This window comes from Massilia sp. GCM10023247, assembly GCF_042653325.1.
Lineage (GTDB): Bacteria > Pseudomonadota > Gammaproteobacteria > Burkholderiales > Burkholderiaceae_D > Telluria.
This window is the reverse complement of sequence record NZ_JBHSIB010000007.1, coordinates 38,821-58,377: the sequence shown is the minus strand read 5'-3', so window position 1 is coordinate 58,377 and position 19,557 is coordinate 38,821. Positions and strand designations below refer to the sequence as shown.

Here is a 19,557-nt window from a genome sequence, read left to right as displayed (position 1 = left end):
TGGGTCTTCGGCTCGGCGCATGCGAGCCGGCCCGTGGCCCGCACTGCACATCAGGCTTTCAGCGGCGACAGCAGGCGGTGCGCGACCGCGTACTGGACCATTTCCGACAGCGAGGTCATGCCCATCTTTTGCATGATGCGGGTCTTGTGGGTGCTGACCGTCTTGACCGACAGGTGCAGGTTGTTGGCGATCTCGGTGATCGACTTGCCGCCGACGAGTAGCGAAAACACCTCGAACTCGCGATCCGACAACTGTTTGTGCAGCAACTGTTCATTCGGCGCCATGATGTTCAGCGCCAGTTGTTCCGCTACTTCGGTGCTGATGTAGGGGCGGCCCGAGGCGACCTTGCGGATCGCGCCCACCAGCTGGGTACCCGCGCTTTCCTTGGTGAGATAGCCCTGGGCGCCGGCACGGATGGCGCGCACGGCATACTGCTCCTCCTCGTGCATGGTCAGGATCAGGATCGCCAGCTTGGGCGCCTCGCTGCGCACCTGGCGGATCAGGTCGACCCCGCTGCGTCCCGGCATGGACAGGTCGAGCAGCAGCAGGTCGAACCCGCCCTGGCGCACCAGGGACAGCACCTCGAAGCCGTTGGTGGCTTCGCCGACGATTTCGACGTCGAGTGCGCCGTCCAGGATGCGCTTGAGGCCCTCGCGCATGATGGTGTGGTCATCGGCAATGACGATTCTGATCATGGATGCGTTCCCCCTGCGCCGCGGCCCGCCGCGGCGTCTGTCTATATATATGCACGCCGCATGCGGCGTGCCGGCACCGGAAGAAGAGCGCCTACCAAAACCTCCATGGCGGCGTTGCAGCGTCTCGCCGTACAGGCGTACTGCCTTCGCCGCCGCGTCGGATGGCCGCACCCCTTGCCCTGAAGGTTTTGTCAGGCACTCTAAGCCTAGGACTCGACCGGCTCGTTGATCAGGCGGTGCACGAGCACCGGCCTGGTCGTATGCGACAACACTTTATTGGTCACGCTACCCAGCAGGATCTGGCCCCAGCCGCTGCGCCCGTGCGAACCCATGAAGATCAGGTCGCAGCCCTGTTGCTCGGCGACATCAACGATCTTGAGCGCGGTCGCGTCGGAAAACGCCGTCATGCAGCTGTGGGCGAGCCCGGCCTTTTCGCAGGAACGCATGATGCGGCCCATGTGGTCCTCGCCGGTCCGCTTCATTTGTTCGACATACTCCTCCTCGCTCGGATACGAAGGCGGAATGATTTCGACATAGACCGGGTACTGGTATTCGGGCGCAACGAACAGGGCCAGCACTTCGGCGCCCATTTGCTGTGCGAACTTGACTCCGGCGCAGGCCGTGTGCTGGGACACGGTCGAGCCGTCGGTGGTAATCAGAATTTTCCGGTACATGATGCCTCCTCCGAAACGCCACACTATTGTGGCCCTGGTAAGCGGGCTGTTGCTTGTGATAGCGCAAGCTGTTGACTTTGGTCAAACATGAGCTTGCCTGCGCCAAGCGCGCCGAAAAACCATGCACAATCGACGCGACAGTAAAACAACACCTGGCTTGCGAAAAACCTCAGGAACCGCACAGTTTTATTGTCGCGGAATTAAGTTTCGTTGTCCATTTTAACCTGCCGCGTTTTCCGACATTTACCTACGGCAACTACGCTGCTACACTCGCTGAATGATTATCGGGCTTCCATCGACTCGCAAAACGCGCGTGGAAACCCATGACAACGGACAGCAGCACGCGCCATTGCGCGATATTTTTCATTATGGAGAAGCAGGGATTATGACCGACGCCGCCGACGATTTCGACGCCTTATTCGAGGAAGTGGCAGCCCAGCGCGCCAATGGCTCGGCCCCTGCGGCGGCCCCGGCCGCACCTGCCGCACCCGCCACCCCTGCCGCCGCCGACGAGGACGACCTGGAAGCCCTGTTCGACCAGGTCGCGTCCAGCCAGGTGGCACCCGCCGTGCCTGCCGCCGCGCCGGCCGACGCTGCCGTTGCCGTTGCCGCGGGCGAGGGTGCGGAAACCGACAAGAACATGTACGAGCGCCTGGGCGGCATCGTGCGCCTGCTGCACGACTCGCTGCGCGAACTGGGCTACGACCGCGCGCTGACCGAGGCCTCGTCGCAGATCAACGACGCCCAGGACCGCCTGGAATACGTGGCGACGCTGACCGAACAGGCGGCCAACAAGGTGCTCAACACGCTCGACGAAGCCATGCCGGACCAGGACAAGCTGTCGAAGCAGGCCCAGGACATGTCGGGCCGCTGGGATGCGCTGTTCTCGGGCAAGCTCAGCCTGGACGAATTCAAGGTCCTGGCCGGCGACTCGCGCCAGTTCGCCCAGGCCGTATCGGACGCCACCGAAACCGAAAAGGCACGCCTGCTCGAAATCATGATGGCGCAGGACTTCCAGGACATTACCGGCCAGCTGATCAAGAAAGTGGTCGCGATCACCAAGACGGTCGAAAACGAGCTGGCCCAGTTGCTGCGTGACAACGCACCACCGGAGACGCGCGCCAAGCTGGCCGAAAAAGAGGCCGCGCCGGCGCCGCTGATGACCGGCCCGTCCATGCCGTCCGCGGCGCTGGACCAGGACAATGTCGACGACCTCCTTGCCGATCTGGGATTCTAATGGACGATATGCTCAAGGACTTCGTCGTCGAGGCGATGGATCTGGCAGTCAATGTTGAAGAACACCTCCTGCGCCTCGAACGCGATCCGGACAACAAGGAGACCCTGAACGCCGTCTTCCGTTCGTTCCACACGATCAAGGGCGGCGCCGGCTTCATGGGCCTGCCCGCGCTGGTGGCGGCCTGCCACCTGACCGAAAACCTGTTCGACGCGCTGCGCACCGGGGCCGCACCCGTCACCCCGCTGTCGATCGAGGCGGCGCTGCAGGCCTCCGGTTTCGTGGCCGACCAGCTCGGCGACCTGAACAACGGGACCGCGCCGGAACAACTGGCGCCGATGCCGCACGACCTCGAGCGTATCCTGATGGACGCGATCGAAGGCAAGGTCGAGGCGGCGCCTGCCGCCCCGGCTGCTGCCCCGTCTGCCGCAGTTGTCTCGGCCGCGCCGCCCGCCGCCGAGGAAGCGCCGCTGGCCGCAGCGGCCGCCTTGCCGGGCAACGACGGTCTCGACTGGACAGCCATGTATAACGCCGTGGTGCCGGCCAGCGCCGCCATTGCCGGCAGCGCAGCCCCGGTCGCGGCAGTTGCTGCGCCGGCCCCTGCCGCGCAGGCCGACGCCGCCGCGCCGGCCGCCAAGTCCGGCTGGGACGGCGTCGAGCGCCGCACCGAGAGCAAGGTCGCCGACGCCCGCGCAGCCGCGGCGCCGGCCAAGGACGAAAGCATCCGCATCGACGCGGTGAAACTCGACGCGCTGCTGGAAGTGGCCGGCGAATCGGTGCAGGCCGCCAACCAGGCCGCCGTGCTGCTCGAGCGCCTGGCCCAGTTCAAGTTCGAAGGGCAGGCCGCGACCCTGATGGCGACGCTCACCGAAACGCTCGAGCGCGCCTCGCGCTACTCGGCCGAACTGCAGCGCGCCACGCTGGCCACCCGCATGCAGCCGGTAGGCCGCCTGTTCCAGAAATTCCCGCGCCTGGTGCGCGAGCTGGCGAAAGACCTCGGCAAGGAAGTCGAACTGACCATCGAAGGCGCCGAGACCGAGGTCGACCGCGTCGTCGTCGACAGCCTGTACGACCCTCTTGTGCACATGCTGCGCAACGCGCTCGACCACGGCGTCGAGTCGCCGCAAGAGCGTGTCGCCGCCGGCAAGCCGGCCAAGGCCTTCATCCTCCTGAAAGCCTGGCAGGAAGCCAATAGCGTCATGATCGTGCTGCAGGACGACGGCAAGGGCATGGACCCGGTCAAGCTGCGCCGCAAGGCCATCGACAAGGGGTTGATCGGCGAGACTGGCGCCCAGACCGACGAAGACGCGTATCAACTGGTCTTCCTGCCGGGCTTCTCGACCAAGGAAGTGGCGTCGTCGGTGTCCGGCCGCGGCGTCGGCATGGACGTCGTGAAAACGGCGGTGGAAAAGAACCGCGGCGCGATCCGCATCGATTCCTCGCTCGGCCACGGCACCAAGTTCGCGATCCGCCTGCCGATCGAACTGTCGATCGTGCCGACCATGCTGGTGTCGACCTCGGGCGCCTCGCTGGCGCTGCCGATGGCGGTCGTCGAGCGCGTGGTCGAGCTGCCGGAGACCTTCTCGCAGGTCGGCGGCGCCCCGGTGCTGAAGGACCAGGGCCGTCCGCTGCCGGTGCGCTCGCTGGCCGGGGCCCTCGGCTACGAGGAAGCGCCGGAACGCGTCGGCATCGTCATCAACGCCCCGCAGCCCTACATCCTGGCGGTGGAGGCCGTGGACGGTACGGCCGACCTGGTGATCAAGCCGATGACGGCGCTGACCGTCGAGGGCGTGACCGGCACGGCGCGCTCGGCCGAAGGCGAGCTGGTGCTGGTGGTCGGCCTGTCGTTCCTGATGGATGGCTGCCGCAGCACGGTGCGCATGGCCGCGTAAATCGCGTTCGGCCGCACCGATTCGGTGAAAAAGGGCGTACTCCGCCCGTGCAATAAAAGCCTGCGCTTTCCGAGCGCGGGCTTTTTTTATGTGCATTTCTCCTAAGCGGTGCAAATTTTGTTTGCATGGGCTGGCATTTATTGGCATAAATGTGCAAAATGGACCTGCTCCTGCCGCAGTGCACAATTATGGCATAATCAAAAGCGCCCTCTTCAAGCGGTCGTTCCGCGGGGATACACCAACGGGATTCAGTATGTTAAAGACGCTGTACGACAAACTCTGGGAATCGCACGTCGTGCGTGCCGATTCCGACGGCACCACGGTGCTCTACATCGATCGTCACCTGGTCCATGAAGTGACCAGCCCGCAGGCCTTCGAGGGCCTGCGCGAGGCCGGCCGCGGCCTATGGCGCAACTCCGCCAACCTGGCCGTGGCCGACCATAACGTGCCGACCACCGACCGCCGCGAAGGCATCGCCGACCCCACCTCGCGCCTGCAGGTCGAAACGCTCGACGCCAACGCGAAAAGCTTCGGCCTGACCTATTTCAACATGAACGACCGCCGCCAGGGCATCGTCCACGTGATCGGGCCGGAGCAGGGCGCGACCCTGCCGGGCATGACGGTCGTCTGCGGCGACTCGCACACCTCGACCCACGGCGCCTTCGGCTGCCTGGCGCACGGCATCGGCACATCGGAAGTCGAGCACGTGCTGGCGACCCAGACCCTGCTGGCGAAAAAATCGAAATCGATGCTGGTGCAGGTCGACGGCGCGCTGCCGGCCGGCGTCACCGCCAAGGACATCGTGCTGGCCGTGATCGGCAAGATCGGCACTGCCGGCGGCACCGGTTACGCCATCGAATTCGGCGGCTCGACCATCCGCGCGCTGTCGATGGAAGGCCGCATGACGGTTTGTAACATGGCGATCGAGGCGGGCGCACGCGCCGGCATGATCGCGGTCGACCAGACCACCATCGACTACGTCAAGGGCCGCCCCTATTCGCCCAAGGGCGAGCAGTGGGAGCAGGCGGTCGCCTACTGGCGCACCCTGCACAGCGACCCGGGCGCGAAGTTCGACATGGTCGTCACCCTGGACGCGGCGCAGATCCGCCCGCAGGTGACCTGGGGCACCTCGCCCGAAATGGTGACCTCGATCGACGGCCGCGTGCCCGATCCCGAGCTCGAACGCGACGCCGTGCGCCGCGACGCCATCGAGAAGGCGCTGGTCTACATGGCCTTGACGCCGAACACCCCGATCGAGGACATCCCCATCGACAAGGTGTTCATCGGCTCGTGCACGAACTCGCGCATCGAAGACCTGCGTGCCGCGGCCGAGGTCGTGCGCGGGCGCCAGCGCGCCGCCAACGTCAAGCTGGCGCTGGTCGTGCCGGGTTCGGGCCTGGTCAAGGAGCAGGCCGAGCGCGAAGGGCTCGACCAGGTCTTCAAGGCCGCCGGTTTCGAGTGGCGCGAGCCGGGCTGCTCGATGTGCCTGGCGATGAACGCCGACCGCCTCGAGCCGGGCGAGCGCTGCGCCTCGACCTCGAACCGCAATTTCGAAGGACGCCAGGGGCAGGGCGGACGCACCCACCTGGTCTCGCCCGCGATGGCGGCGGCGGCCGGGATTGCCGGGCACTTCGTCGACGTGCGCGCACTGTCCTGAACAACTTACTATCCGTACTACGAGACCCATCATGAAAAAAGTATTCGCACTGTCCCTCGTTGCCATCGTCCTCGCCGGCTGCAACACGATTTCCGGCATCGGCCGCGACGTCCAGAAGGTCGGCCAGGTCGTGACCGGCGCCGGCGGCCGCTAAGCGGACCGGAAACGAGGCGAAGGCATGGACAAATTCACCATACACGAAGGGTTGGTCGCGCCGCTCGACCGCGCGAACGTCGATACCGACGCCATCATCCCGAAGCAGTTCCTCAAGTCGATCCGGCGCACCGGCTTCGGCCCCAACCTGTTCGACGAATGGCGCTACCTGGACCACGGCGAGCCGGGCCAGGATTGCAGCACCCGCCCGGTCAACCCGGACTTCGTGCTGAACCAGCCGCGCTATGCCGGCGCGTCGATCCTGCTGACGCGCAAGAACTTCGGCTGCGGCTCCTCGCGCGAGCACGCGCCCTGGGCGCTGCAGCAGTATGGCTTCCGCGCCATCGTCGCGCCGAGCTTCGCCGACATCTTCTTCAACAACTGCTACAAGAGCGGCCTGCTGCCGATCGTGCTGACGGAAGCGCAGGTCGAGCAGCTGTTTGATGAAGTCAAAGCGACTGTCGGGTTCAAGCTGGTGGTCGACCTGGAAAACCAGGTGCTGCGCACGCCGGATGGCCGCATCGCCTTCGAATTCGCGATCGACGACTTCCGCAAGTACTGCCTGCTCAACGGCCTGGACGACATCGGCCTGACCCTGCGTCACGCCGGCGAGATCCGCGCCTTCGAGGAAAACCACCTTGCCCGCCAGCCCTGGCTGGCCAACGTCATCTAAAGAAGAAGAGCACATGAAGATTGCCATCCTGCCGGGCGACGGCATCGGTCCCGAAATCATGGCGCAGGCCGTGCGCGTGCTGGAAGCGCTCGGCGAGCGCTTCGAGATGGAACGCGCGGAAGTCGGCGGCGCCGGCTATGCCGCCCACGGCCACCCGCTGCCGCCATCGACCCTGAAACTGGCCAAGGAAGCCGATGCCGTGCTGTTCGGCGCCGTCGGCGACTACCAGTACGACAACCTGGAGCGCGCGCTGCGCCCGGAGCAGGCGATCCTGGGGCTGCGCAAGGAACTCGGCCTGTTCGCCAACCTGCGCCCGGCGATCCTGTACCCGGAACTGGCCGGCGCCTCGAGCCTGAAGCCGGAAATCGTCTCGGGCCTGGACATCCTGATCATCCGCGAACTGACGGGCGACATCTATTTCGGCAAGCCGCGCGGTGTGCGCGAGTGCCCGGACGGCCCGTTCGCCGGCCAGCGCGAGGGCTTCGACACGATGCGCTATGCCGAGGGCGAAATCCGCCGCATCGCCCACGTCGCCTTCCAGGCGGCGCAAAAGCGCGACCGCCGCGTGACCAGCGTCGACAAGGCCAACGTGCTGGAAACCTTCCAGTTCTGGCGCGACATCGTCACCGAAGTCCACAAGGATTATCCGGACGTCGAACTCGAGCACATGTATGTCGACAACGCGGCGATGCAGCTGGTGCGCGCGCCGAAGAAATTCGATGTCATCGTCACCGGCAACATGTTCGGCGACATCCTGTCGGATGCGGCCGCGATGCTGACCGGCTCGATCGGCATGCTGCCCTCGGCTTCGCTCGACGCCAACAACAAGGGGCTGTATGAACCCTCGCACGGTTCGGCGCCCGACATCGCGGGGCAGGGCGTCGCGAACCCGCTGGCAACGATCTTATCAAGCGCGATGATGCTGCGCTACTCGCTCGGCAAGGACGAGCAGGCCGACCGCGTCGAAGCGGCGGTCAAGAGCGTCCTCCAGCAAGGATTGCGCACACCGGATATATTCGAAGACGGCACGCAGCGCGTGAGTACGGAACAAATGGGCGACGCAGTGGTGCGGGCGCTCGGGTAATTCATACAAATCAACGGGGAATAAAAATGAAGTTAGTTGGCCTGGTAGGTTGGCGAGGCATGGTGGGCTCGGTCCTGATGCAGCGCATGCAGGACGAGGGCGATTTCGAGCACATCGAGCCGGTGTTCTTCACCACCTCGAACGCCGGCGGCGCCGCGCCGAAAATGGCGAAGAACGAAACCACCCTGAAGAGCGCGCACGACATCGCCGAGCTGTCGAAATGCGAGATCATCATCTCCTGCCAGGGCGGCGACTACACGACCGAGGTGTTCCCGCAGCTGAGGGCAAGCGGCTGGAACGGCTACTGGATCGACGCCGCCTCGACCCTGCGGATGAACGACGACGCCGTCATCGTGCTCGACCCCGTCAACCGCGACGTCATCAAGAACGCCTTGACGCGCGGCGTGAAGAACTACGTCGGCGGCAACTGCACGGTCTCGTGCATGCTGATGGGCCTGGGTGGCCTGTTCGAGCAAGGCCTGGTCGAGTGGATGACCTCCATGACCTACCAGGCCGCATCGGGCGGCGGCGCCCAGCACATGCGCGAACTGCTGACCCAGTTCGGCACCATCAACGGCGCCGTCAAACCGCTGCTGGACGATCCGGCATCGGCCATCCTCGAGATCGACCGCACGGTGCTGGCAACCCAGCACGGTCTCTCCGGCGAGGAAACCAAACAGTTCGGCGTGCCGCTGGCCGGCAACCTGATCCCGTGGATCGACAAGGACCTGGGCAACGGCCAGTCGAAGGAAGAATGGAAGGCCGGCGCCGAGACCAACAAGATCCTCGGCCGCGGCGAAGGCTTCGGTACCAGCCCGATCCCGATCGACGGCCTGTGCGTGCGCATCGGCGCGATGCGCTGCCACTCGCAGGCGCTGACCATCAAGATGACCAAGGACGTCCCGCTCGACGAGATCACCGACATCATCGCCTCGCACAACCAGTGGGTGAAAGTCGTGCCGAATACCCGTGAAGCATCGATGGTTGAGCTGTCGCCGGCAGCCGTGACGGGCAGCTTGACCATTCCGGTCGGCCGACTGCGCAAGATGTCGATGGGCCAGGACTACCTGTCCGCCTTCACCGTCGGCGACCAGCTGCTGTGGGGCGCCGCCGAGCCGCTGCGCCGCATGCTGCGCATCCTGCTCGACAAGTAACAAGTATCAAGTAATGACCAGCACAGGGCCGCGAACGCGCGGCCCTGTGCCTCATCTCTTGGCGTTCCGACCACACCTGTTAACACCCCCATAATTCCTCTTTTTCAATGACGATATCGAATCGTCATCGATCGCGCATCAAGCCCACAGTTTGACCTGCCTACGCCCCGTGGAGCTTGCATGCTCCAGTGCATGATGTTATGTTGAGACCTCCGGGAAACCGTCATTTCCCCCAGCTAACCTTCTCATTTCCAACTATGCCACTGAACCGCCGCCCACAGATCATGTCGTCCGCGTTGAAAACGCTTACCGCCGCGGTCGCAAGTGCAGTGCTGTTGACATCGGCGGCGACGGCGGCGGGATTGGGGAAACTGACGGTGCTGTCCGCCCTCGGACAGCCGCTGCGTGCCGAGATCGAGCTGACCTCGGTGTCGGCCGACGAGGCGCCCGGACTGGTCGCGAAGCTGGCGAGCCCGGACGCCTACCGCGCCGCCAACATCGAACTCAACCCGGCCCTGCTGTCGCTGCGTTTCGCGGTCGAGCAGCGCGGCGCGCGCCAGTTCGTGCGCATCACTTCGCCGCAGCCGCTGAACGAGCCCTTCGTCGACCTGCTGCTCGAACTGTCCTGGAATAACGGGCGCCTGGTGCGCGAATACACCTTCCTGCTCGACCCGGCCGAACTGCGCGCGACCCAGTCGGCGCAGGTGGCGCCGGCGCCGGTTGCCCAAGCGGCCCAAGCGGCCCAAACCGCCCCGGCAACGCGCGGCGCGGCACCGGCATCGCGGCCGGGAGCCGAAGAGCCAGGCCGCGCCCAGCGCGGCGCGCGTGCCGCGGAAAGCGCCGGCGACGCCGCGCCGGCCAGCCGGGCGCCTGTCGCCGGCAGCAAATACCGCGTGCGCAGCGGCGACACGCTCAGCCGCATCGCCGGCCGCATCAAGCCGGTCGACGTGTCGCTCGACATGATGCTCGTCGCCCTGTACCGCGCCAACCCGGACGCCTTCATCGGCAACAACATGAACCGCCTGAAGTCGGGCCAGATCCTGTCGGTGCCGAGCGCCGATGCGCTGCGCGGCCTCGACGCCGGCGAGGCGCACGGCACGGTCGTGGCGCACGCCGCGGACTTCAATGCCTACCGCGCCAAGCTGGCAGGCCAGGTGGCGACCAGCACCCCGGCGCGCGAGGCCCAGGCAGGGCAGAGCGCAACCGGCCGCATCACCGCGAAGGTGCAGGAACGCCCGACCGCGGCCAACGAGTCGGCCGACCAGCTGCGCCTGTCGAAAGCACTGCCGGGGCAGGCCGCCGGTGCGGGCGGCAGCGGCGCCGCCGCCGAGGACCTGGTCGCCAGGGAAAAGGAACTGGCCGATGCCCAGCAGCGCGTCAGGGAACTCGAGAAGAATGTCAACGACCTGGAAAGCCTGATCACGGTCAAGAGCCAGGCCGGCGCCGCCGCGACCCAGCGCGCCGCGGAAACGCCGGCGGTGGCCGCATCCACGGCACCGAGCCAGGCGCCGGCCGCGGCCGCGCCGCAGCCGGCGCCGAAGATCAAGACCGCGCCGAAAGCCGCGCCGGCCGAGCCGGAAACGAGCTTTGCCGATACGCTGATGGACAACATCACCTACCTCGGCGCCGGCGCAGCCGTGCTGCTGCTGGCCGCGCTCGGCCTGTCGCAGCGCCGCCGCAAGAAGGTGGTGCCGCAGGCGGTGCCTGCCACCACCACCATCCTCGGCAGCGCCGCCCAGCCGGCGCAGTCGCTGTTCGCCGAGACCGGCGGCCAGAACGTCGATACCCACGACAGCGTGTTCAATTCCAGTTTCGCGCCGTCCGCCAGCCAGCTCGATACGAACGAAGTCGATCCGCTGGCCGAGGCCGAACTCTACCTGGCCTACAACTTCGACACCCAGGCCGAGGACATCCTGAAGGAAGCCCTGCGCAACGACCCGCAGCGCCATCCGGTGCGCCTCAAGCTGCTCGAGATCTACGCCGCCCGCAAGGACGTGCGCGCCTTCGAGACCCAGGCAACCGAACTGTACAGCCTTACCGGCGGCAAGGGCGACGAGTGGGCGCAGGCCGCCGTACTCGGCCACACGCTCGACCCGGCCAATCCGATGTATGCCCAGGCCGCCGGCAACGGCATCGCCGGCGGCGCGGCCGTAGTGGCCGGTGCGGCCGGCGCGGCAGGCGCCGCGGCGCTGGCCGCCGAGTCGGGCCCGCAGACGATGCTGTCGCAACAGCTCGAGCAGGCTTTCCGCAGCCGCGACGACACGCCCGAGCTCATCGAGCCGGCGGCGACCGTGGATGCCGTCACCGGCGCCCCGGCGGACAGCGGCTTCGACCTCGACAGCCTGGGCCTGGACAAGGACGCCACCGCGCTGCCGCAACTGCATGCCGGTAAAGAAGAGAAGGCGGACGACAACCTGCTCGACTTCGACCTCGGCGGCCTGAGTTTCGAGCCGGTGTCGGCCACCGAACCGGCCCTCGCCGCACGTGCAGCGCAGGCCGCCGTGCCGGGCGACGTACCGGACCTGCAGTTCGACATGGAGCCCTTCGCGCCGCTCGACCCGGCCTCCGGCACACCGGCCCTCGACCTGTCCGATGCGGCGCCGGCGACCAGCGCCAGCCTGGACGACCTCGCCTTCGACATGCATTTCGGTACTCCGGACAGCACCCCGGCCGCCACCCCGGCCGTGGAAGACGACGGCTTCGTGCTCGACCTGTCGAAGAACGGCCCCGACACCGATATCGACATGGCCCGGCTGGCCCGCGAATTCGAGCTGCCGCCGCTGCCGGACGCGCCCGCCGCCGTGCCTGCCGCCGCGTCTTCCACCGAGCCTGCCGGCGACCTGAAGGACCCGCTGTTCGACCTCGACGCGATGGACTTCGGCCTGGCCGACAAGACCGAGGCCGCCCCGGCCGCGGAGCGCCAGGAACCGGTGTTCGATTTCGGCTCGACCGACCTCGAACTGGCCCCGGCGCCGCAGGAGCCGGCAGCCTCCCGGGCCGACGCAAGCGACGACAAGGACGCGCTGTTCGACCTCGACATGATGGACTTCGGCCAGCCGGCCGCCTCCGCCGCCCCGGCCGGCGCGCAGGGCGATCCGTTCGGCCTCGGCGACCCCGTGCCGACGCCGGCCCCGGGCAGCCCGGCGCCGCCTTTCGACATGTCCGGCCTCGACCTCGACCTGACGGCGCAGCCAGGCGGTGAGTTCGCGGGCGAGTTCGCGGGCGAGTTCGCGGATGCGCCGGAGCAGGGCAGCGCCAGCGCGGAGCTGACGCCCGCGCAGATGGAGATGGAGACCAAACTGGACCTGGCCATCGCCTACCAGGAGATCGGCGACAAGGAAGGCGCGCGCGAGCTGCTCGACGAAGTCATCAAGGGTGGGAACGTCGAACAGTCCAGCCGTGCCAGCGCCATGCGCGCGCAACTGGCGTGACCGGTCGCGTGACAAGGGTCGCACTCGGGCTCCAGTACGTCGGCACCGGCTGGAGCGGTTACCAGAAACAGCCTTCGCGCGACACCGTCCAGGACGCGCTTGAAATCGCGCTCGAGAAATTTGCCTGCGCGCCGGTCCACACCACCTGCGCCGGCCGCACCGACGCGGGCGTGCATGCGGTCGAGCAGGTGGTCCATTTCGACACCGAGCTGGTTCGTCCCGCCCAAAGCTGGGTGCGCGGCACGAACGCCTTCCTGCCCGATTCGATCACCGTGCGCTGGGCAAGCGAGGTGGCCCCAAGTCTGGACGGCCAGGATTTCCACGCCCGCTTCTCGGCCCGCTCGCGCACCTATCACTACGTCCTCTACAACAACCCGAATCCGTCGGCGCTGCTGGCCGGGCGCGCCGGCTGGGTGTTCCGCCCGCTCGACGTCGAGCGCATGCGCGCCGCCGCCCGCCACCTGATCGGCACCCACGACTTTTCCTCGTTCCGCGCATCCGGCTGCCAGGCCAACACGCCGGTCAAGGACATGCAGGAAATCGGCATCGAGCGGCGCGGCGACATCATCGTCTTCACCGTGCGCGCCAGCGCGTTCCTGCACCACATGGTGCGCAACCTGGTCGGGGCCCTGATCTATGTCGGCACCGGGCGCAACGAGCCGGAGTGGATGGCCGAGGTGCTGGCGGCGCGCGACCGCGACGCCGCCGCGCCCACTTTCATGCCGGACGGCCTGTACCTCGCCAAAATCGATTACGATCCGAAGTGGGGACTGCCGCAGGAGGCGGTCTCGCCTTTGCCCTGGCTGTAAGGGTTTACCCAAGGATCGTATGCAGCACCGTACCCGCATCAAAATCTGCGGCATCACGCGCGAGGAAGACTTGCGCGCCGCTTGTTCCCTCGGGGCCGATGCGCTCGGCTTCGTGTTCTACCCGAAGAGTCCGCGCAGCCTGGCGCCGGCGCAGTTCGCCGCCCTCGGCGCCCTGGTCCCGCCCTACGTCAGCTCGGTGGCCCTGTTCGTCAATGCCAGCCTGGAGGAGGTGGCGGCGGTGGTCGACGCCGCCCCGGTCGCGCTGCTGCAGTTCCATGGCGACGAAACGGCCGAGCAGTGCGCCGCGATCGCGGCCCAGGTCAAACGTCCGTTCGTGCGCGCCTGCCGGGTCAGGCCGGACACGACCCCTGGCGAACTGCTAGAATACGAACTCGCATACCGCGCCGCCAGCCCCTGGTTTTCAAGCCTCCTGCTCGACACCCACGTGGACGCCTACGGCGGCGCCGGAAAGGTCTTCGATTGGTCGGTTATTCCAAAAGAGCTCGCGCCTCGGGTCGTTTTAAGTGGTGGCTTGAGCGTGCAAAACGTCATTGAGGCGATCGCACGCGTACGCCCCTGGGCGGTCGACATCAGCAGCGGTGTCGAGCAGTCCAAGGGGATCAAGGACGCCCGCAAGATCGCCGACTTCATCGCGGCGGTGCGGGCAGGCGATGATGCCGCCGTTACCACCACCATGAGCGAACACCATGAAAACCATTCCGGAAGCAGCCCTGGAAGTCACCCAGGAAGCACAAGCTGAGCGCGGCCCTGCCGCATTGTTCCAGACCACCGATTATCAGTTTCCCGACGCCCGCGGCCACTTCGGTCCCTACGGCGGCTCCTTCGTTGCCGAGACGCTGACCCACGCGCTGGCCGAACTGAACGAAGCCTACGCGCGCTATTCGATCGACCCCGAATTCCTCGAGGAATTCCGCTACGAGCTGGCCCATTTCGTCGGCCGCCCATCGCCCGTGTATCACGCCAAGCGCTGGTCGGAACTGGCCGGCGGCGCGCAGGTCTTCTTCAAGCGCGAAGACCTGAACCATACCGGCGCGCACAAGATCAACAACGTCATCGGCCAGGCCCTGCTGGCGCGGCGCATGGGCAAGAAGCGCATCATCGCCGAAACCGGCGCCGGCCAGCACGGCGTGGCCACCGCCACCATCTGCGCCCGCTTCGGCCTCGAATGCGTGGTCTACATGGGCAGCGAGGACGTCAAGCGCCAGGCCCAGAACGTCTACCGCATGAAGCTGCTGGGCGCCACCGTGGTGCCGGTCGAGTCGGGCAGCAAGACCCTCAAGGACGCGCTCAACGAGGCGATGCGCGACTGGGTCACCAACATCGAAAACACCTTCTACATCATCGGCACCGTGGCCGGGCCGCATCCGTATCCGATGATGGTGCGCGACTTCCAGTCGGTGATCGGCGAGGAATGCCGCGTGCAGATGCCGCAGATGACGGGCCGCCAGCCCGACTACGTGGTCGCCTGCATCGGCGGCGGTTCGAACGCGATGGGCATCTTTTATCCCTACATCGACGAGCAGGGCGTCAAGCTGGTCGGCGTCGAGGCGGCAGGCGAGGGGCTCGATTCGGGCAAGCATTCGGCCTCGCTGACCGCCGGTTTCCCCGGTGTCCTGCACGGCAACCGGACTTACCTGCTGCAGGACGCGAACGGCCAGATCATCGAGACCCATTCGGTGTCGGCTGGACTGGACTATCCGGGCGTCGGCCCCGAGCACGCCTGGCTGAAGGATTCGGCGCGCGCCGAATACGTGTCGATCACCGACGACGAGGCCTTGCAGGCCTTCCATGATTGCTGCCGCATCGAAGGCATCATCCCGGCGCTGGAGTCCTCGCACGCGATCGCCTACGGCGTGAAACTGGCGGCCACGCTGCCGAAGGATCAACTCATCCTGGTCAACCTGTCGGGCCGTGGCGACAAGGACATGCATACGGTGGCGCAGAGGATGGGGCTCGATTTCAGCTGAGTTCCGTTGAGTCCCGTCGACGCATGCGTGCGTTGAACGCGTGGACGGGAAACCCGTCCACCCTACGCCCTGCTCGAACGCCGTAGGGTGGACGGCTTCGCCGTCCACGCGTTCAACCAACGCATGCACACCGCAGCCGCCCACCGATCACATAAGAATAGAGAGCACGACATGTCCCGAATCGAACAAACCTTCGCCGCCCTGCGCGCGCATAACAAGACCGGCCTCGTCACCTTCATCACCGCCGGCGATCCCAGTCCCGAGCACACCGTCCCGCTGATGCACGCGTTGGTCGCGGGTGGCGCCGACGTGCTGGAACTGGGCGTCCCGTTTTCCGACCCGATGGCCGAAGGCCCGGTCATCCAGCGCGCCTGCGAGCGCGCCCTGACATTCGGGGTCGGCCTGACCGACGTGTTCAACTACGTCCGCGAGTTCCGCCAGACCAATGCCGACACCCCGGTGGTCCTGATGGGCTATGCCAATCCGATCGAGCGCATCGGCCCCGACAACTTCATCCGCCTGGCCAAGGACGCGGGCGCGGACGGCGCGATCGTCGTCGACTATCCGCCCGAAGAGTGCGAGGCCTTCGCCGACGCCATGCGCGAGCAGGGCCTCGACATGATCTTCCTGCTGGCGCCGACCTCGACCACCGAGCGCATCAAGCAAGTGGCGCGCTACGGCAGCGGCTTCAGTTATTACGTGTCGCTCAAGGGCGTGACCGGCGCCGGCAGCATCGACACCGAGGATGTGGCGCGCCGCGTGGCCGCCATCCGCGAACACGTCAGCCTGCCGATCGGCGTCGGTTTCGGCATCCGCGACGCCACCACGGCGAAGGCGGTCGCTTCGGTGGCAGACGCCGTCGTGATCGGCAGCCGGATCATCCAGGAAATCGAGAACGCGGGGCCGCAAGCGGCCGTGCCGGCGGTGCAGTCGTTCGTGGCGGGCATCCGCGCCGCGCTCGACAGCTGACGGCCGCCCCTTTTTTGAACCCTGCCTGAGTTCCATCAAGCGGGGTAGGACGCCATATGCATGCGAGGGCGGCGGGGCATGGGGTAAGGTCATGTTTCCTTACCTCAACTTCGGAGCCCTTGCATGAAGAAACAGATCAGCTGCGTTTCCCTGTCGCAAAACGCGAAGATGGTGGCCGCACTCTACCTGGCCGTGTCACTCCCCATCGTGGCGCTGTTCGCCATCTTTTTCGCCGTGTCGGGCCAGGCCATGATGGCCGGTGCCGTGCTCGTCGTCTTCCCGGTGGTGTATGCCGGGACGGCTTTCCTCGGCACGCTGGTGGGGGCCTGGTTCTATAACCTGGTCGCCGCCCGCGTTGGCGGCTTCGAATTCACCACCAAGGAAATTCCGGGCTAGGACGGAGGCGCTTTATCGAAGAGCCGGCAGCGTACGCGCGCTGCCGGCTTTTTTACTTGGCGACTTGCTATTTGGTAAGGTACAGTAAGTCCACCAAAATCTTGCATGGAAGATACATCATGAAGAAGCAAATCGTTCGCGTCTCGGTCTTGCATAACGCGAAACTCATGGCCGCCATTTACTTCGTCGTTTCGCTCCCTTTGGTGCTGATGATGGCTGTTCCCATGATGATGGCGGAAGGTACGGGCGCTTCGCTGCTGGCGATGCTCCTGATGCCGGTGCTCTACACGGCGTTCGGTTTCGTGTTCACCCTGTTCGGCGCATGGGTGTATAACGGGGTGGCAGCGCGCGTCGGCGGTTTCGAGTTCACCACTGGCGAAGCCGGCAAGGACTGATTGCCAGGATTTGATTGCCAGACAGGCAAGCGGTGACAAGCCGGGCGCCAGCGGCTACACTACGCCCCATTCAAGAATTGCCGCAAAGGAGAGAACATGAGTTGGTTGGAAAAACTGCTGCCCCCACGAATCCAGCGCTCCGATGCCGCCAATCGCAAGACCATGCCCGAGGGCCTGTGGGTCAAGTGCCCGTCGTGCGAAGCGGTGCTGTACCGCGCCGACCTCGAGTCGAACCTGCATGTCTGCCCGAAGTGCGACCACCACATGCGCATCCGCGCCCGTGACCGCCTCGACGCGCTGCTCGACGAAGGCGGCCGCTACGAAATCGGCCAGGAAGCGCTGCCGGTCGATACCCTGAAATTCAAGGACAGCAAGAAGTATCCGGACCGACTCAAGGCGGCAATGGAAGCCACCGGCGAAACCGACGCGCTGATCGTCCAGGGCGGCTCGATCATGAGCCTGCCGGTCGTGGTGGCCTGCTTCGAATTCGAATTCATGGGCGGCTCGATGGGGTCCGTTGTCGGCGAACGTTTTGCCCGTGGCGCCCAGATCGCCCTGGAGCAGAAGGTGCCGTTCATCTGCATCACCGCCACCGGCGGCGCCCGCATGCAGGAAGGCCTGCTGTCGCTGTTGCAGATGGCCAAGACCACGGCCATGCTGACCAAGCTGTCGGAAAAGAAACTGCCGTTCATCAGTGTCCTGACCGACCCGACCATGGGCGGCGTGTCGGCTTCGTTCGCCTTCATGGGCGACGTCGTCATCGCCGAGCCGAAGGCGCTGATCGGCTTTGCCGGCCCGCGCGTGATCGAGAACACCGTACGCGAAAAGCTGCCGGAAGGCTTCCAGCGCGCCGAATTCCTGGTGCAGAAGGGCGCCGTCGACATGATCGTCGACCGTCGCCAGATGCGCGAAGAAATCGCCCGCCTGCTGGCCCTGCTCCAAAACCAGCCCGTCGAAGTCATCGCGTAAGTCGCGACTGGAACCGCAAAAATCAACGGCCGGCACCTGCAGAGCAGGGCGCCGGCTTTTTCTTTCTTACGCTTTGTAGCCCATCATGTCCAATCTCCCCACTACCTTGCCCGACTGGCTGGCGCTGATCGAGTCGCGCCATGCCGAAACCCATATCGACATGGGCCTGGACCGCGTGCGCGCAGTCAAGGACCGCATGGGCCTGCAATTCGCGTGCCCCGTGATCATGGTCGCCGGCACCAACGGCAAGGGTTCGACCTGCGCGATGCTCGAGTCGGTGCTGTTGCATGCCGGCTACCGGGTCGGCCTCTACATCAAGCCGCACTTCCTCGACTTTAACGAGCGCGCCCGCATCAACGGCGAAATGGCGTCCGACGCCATGCTGGTCGAGGCCTTCGACTTCGTGGAAAGCCGGCGCGGCGACGTGTCGCTGACCTATTTCGAGTTCACCACGCTGGCGATCATGCACCTGATTTCGAAAGCCGGGGTCGATGTCGCGATCCTCGAGGTCGGCCTCGGCGGGCGCCTGGACGCGGTCAACGTGGTCGACGCCGACGTGGCGATCGTCACCAGCATCGACATCGACCACAGCGATTACCTGGGCGAGACGCGCGAAGAGATCGGTTTCGAGAAGGCCGGTATCTTCCGGCCGGGCAGGGCGGCGATCTGCAGCGATCCTTTGCCGCCGCAGTCGCTGGTCAGGCACGCCGCCGACATCGGCGCCGACCTGTGGCTGATCGGACGCGACTTCAACTTCCAGGGCGACCAGCAGCAGTGGAGCTATGGCGGGCGCACCCAGCGCCGCAATTCCCTGGCCTATCCGGCCCTGCGCGGCGCGAACCAGTTATTGAATGCGTCGGCCGCGCTGGCTGCGCTCGAAGCCTTGCGCATGCAATTGCCGGCCGGCGCCCAGGAAGTGCGCACCGGCCTCGCCCTGGTCGAGCTGCCGGGCCGCTTCCAGGTGCTGCCGGGCCGGCCGACGACGGTGCTCGACGTCGCCCACAACCCGCACGCGTCCGCCACGCTGGCGCAAAACCTCGGCAACATGGGCTTCCACCGCTACACCTATGCCGTCTTCGGCATCATGGAAGACAAGGACATCGAGGGCGTGATCGCGCCGATGGCCGGCATCATCGACCACTGGTGCGTGGCGGACCTGCCGTCGCCGCGCTCGGCGAAGAGCGCCGAACTGGCCGAAAAGCTGGCCGCACTGCGTCCGGCCGGGGCGAAAGAGGGGGACTTTTCGGTCACCGCCTTCGCTGACCCGGCTGCGGCATTTGCAAATGCGGTGAGCCGTGCTGAGGAGAATGATAGAATTGTGGTCTTTGGTTCGTTCTATACCGTCGCCGGCGTGATGGCGGCCCGAAAAAACTCACTTCACTGA

General features: G+C 66.0%; 18 protein-coding genes. 16 read left to right on the top strand and 2 right to left on the bottom strand.

Annotation, left to right across the window (positions count from 1 at the left end; all coding sequences use genetic code 11):
* Positions 1 to 50: 50 nt before the first annotated feature.
* Both ACFPAH_RS04010 and ACFPAH_RS04005 read right to left on the bottom strand, forming a co-directional pair.
* The gene (locus tag ACFPAH_RS04010) at positions 51 to 695 is read right to left on the bottom strand and encodes a response regulator (protein WP_379740996.1); all 645 of its coding nucleotides are present in this window, start codon (positions 693 to 695) and stop codon (positions 51 to 53) included.
* A 206-nt stretch (positions 696 to 901) separates the two neighbouring features.
* Positions 902 to 1,369, bottom strand: a complete 468-nt coding sequence (locus tag ACFPAH_RS04005; RefSeq protein WP_379740993.1) for a universal stress protein — start codon at positions 1,367 to 1,369, stop codon at positions 902 to 904.
* 385 nt (positions 1,370 to 1,754) lie between these two features.
* Between ACFPAH_RS04005 and ACFPAH_RS04000 the strand changes: the two genes are divergently transcribed.
* The 16 genes from ACFPAH_RS04000 (at position 1,755) to folC (ending at position 19,557) form a co-directional block, all read left to right on the top strand.
* A complete protein-coding gene (locus ACFPAH_RS04000; RefSeq protein ID WP_379740990.1) occupies positions 1,755 to 2,606 on the top strand; it encodes a protein phosphatase CheZ in 852 nt (283 codons plus the stop codon).
* Complete coding sequence (locus ACFPAH_RS03995; RefSeq protein ID WP_379740987.1) at positions 2,606 to 4,495, top strand: chemotaxis protein CheA; 1,890 nt, start codon at positions 2,606 to 2,608, stop codon at positions 4,493 to 4,495. The genes ACFPAH_RS04000 and ACFPAH_RS03995 overlap by 1 nt, the downstream gene beginning before the upstream one ends.
* Positions 4,496 to 4,748: 253 nt before the next feature.
* Positions 4,749 to 6,152, top strand: coding sequence for a 3-isopropylmalate dehydratase large subunit (leuC, locus tag ACFPAH_RS03990; protein ID WP_379740985.1), 1,404 nt, complete (start codon positions 4,749 to 4,751; stop codon positions 6,150 to 6,152).
* A 31-nt stretch (positions 6,153 to 6,183) separates the two neighbouring features.
* Positions 6,184 to 6,306 (top strand): hypothetical protein, encoded by a 123-nt coding sequence (locus tag ACFPAH_RS03985; protein ID WP_379740982.1) that lies wholly within the window; start codon positions 6,184 to 6,186, stop codon positions 6,304 to 6,306.
* A 24-nt stretch (positions 6,307 to 6,330) separates the two neighbouring features.
* Positions 6,331 to 6,978 (top strand): 3-isopropylmalate dehydratase small subunit, encoded by a 648-nt coding sequence (leuD, locus tag ACFPAH_RS03980; protein ID WP_379740980.1) that lies wholly within the window; start codon positions 6,331 to 6,333, stop codon positions 6,976 to 6,978.
* Positions 6,979 to 6,991: 13 nt separating this feature from the next.
* Positions 6,992 to 8,062: a 3-isopropylmalate dehydrogenase gene (gene leuB / locus ACFPAH_RS03975; protein ID WP_379740977.1), complete on the top strand. Its 1,071-nt coding sequence runs from the start codon at positions 6,992 to 6,994 to the stop codon at positions 8,060 to 8,062.
* Positions 8,063 to 8,088: 26 nt separating this feature from the next.
* Entirely contained in the window at positions 8,089 to 9,216 is a 1,128-nt protein-coding gene (asd, locus tag ACFPAH_RS03970; RefSeq protein WP_379740974.1) for an aspartate-semialdehyde dehydrogenase, read from the top strand.
* 329 nt (positions 9,217 to 9,545) lie between these two features.
* On the top strand, positions 9,546 to 12,647 hold the full coding sequence (locus ACFPAH_RS03965) for a FimV/HubP family polar landmark protein (protein ID WP_379740971.1): 3,102 nt from the start codon (positions 9,546 to 9,548) through the stop codon (positions 12,645 to 12,647).
* Positions 12,648 to 12,655: 8 nt separating this feature from the next.
* Complete coding sequence (gene truA, locus ACFPAH_RS03960; protein ID WP_379740968.1) at positions 12,656 to 13,456, top strand: tRNA pseudouridine(38-40) synthase TruA; 801 nt, start codon at positions 12,656 to 12,658, stop codon at positions 13,454 to 13,456.
* A gap of 19 nt (positions 13,457 to 13,475) precedes the next feature.
* On the top strand, positions 13,476 to 14,216 hold the full coding sequence (locus ACFPAH_RS03955) for a phosphoribosylanthranilate isomerase (RefSeq protein WP_379740965.1): 741 nt from the start codon (positions 13,476 to 13,478) through the stop codon (positions 14,214 to 14,216).
* On the top strand, positions 14,164 to 15,444 hold the full coding sequence (gene trpB, locus ACFPAH_RS03950; RefSeq protein ID WP_379740962.1) for a tryptophan synthase subunit beta: 1,281 nt from the start codon (positions 14,164 to 14,166) through the stop codon (positions 15,442 to 15,444). Before ACFPAH_RS03955 ends, trpB begins: the two co-directional genes overlap by 53 nt.
* 171 nt (positions 15,445 to 15,615) lie before the next feature.
* Complete coding sequence (gene trpA / locus ACFPAH_RS03945; RefSeq protein WP_379740959.1) at positions 15,616 to 16,413, top strand: tryptophan synthase subunit alpha; 798 nt, start codon at positions 15,616 to 15,618, stop codon at positions 16,411 to 16,413.
* 123 nt (positions 16,414 to 16,536) lie between these two features.
* Entirely contained in the window at positions 16,537 to 16,809 is a 273-nt protein-coding gene (locus ACFPAH_RS03940; RefSeq protein WP_379740956.1) for a hypothetical protein, read from the top strand.
* Between the two features lie 119 nt (positions 16,810 to 16,928).
* Positions 16,929 to 17,204 carry a hypothetical protein gene (locus ACFPAH_RS03935; RefSeq protein ID WP_379740953.1) on the top strand — a complete coding sequence of 92 codons (276 nt, stop codon included), beginning with the start codon at positions 16,929 to 16,931 and terminating at the stop codon, positions 17,202 to 17,204.
* 96 nt (positions 17,205 to 17,300) lie between these two features.
* Entirely contained in the window at positions 17,301 to 18,173 is an 873-nt protein-coding gene (gene accD, locus ACFPAH_RS03930) for an acetyl-CoA carboxylase, carboxyltransferase subunit beta (protein ID WP_379740950.1), read from the top strand.
* Positions 18,174 to 18,258: 85 nt separating this feature from the next.
* Positions 18,259 to 19,557, top strand: a complete 1,299-nt coding sequence (folC, locus tag ACFPAH_RS03925; protein ID WP_379740947.1) for a bifunctional tetrahydrofolate synthase/dihydrofolate synthase — start codon at positions 18,259 to 18,261, stop codon at positions 19,555 to 19,557.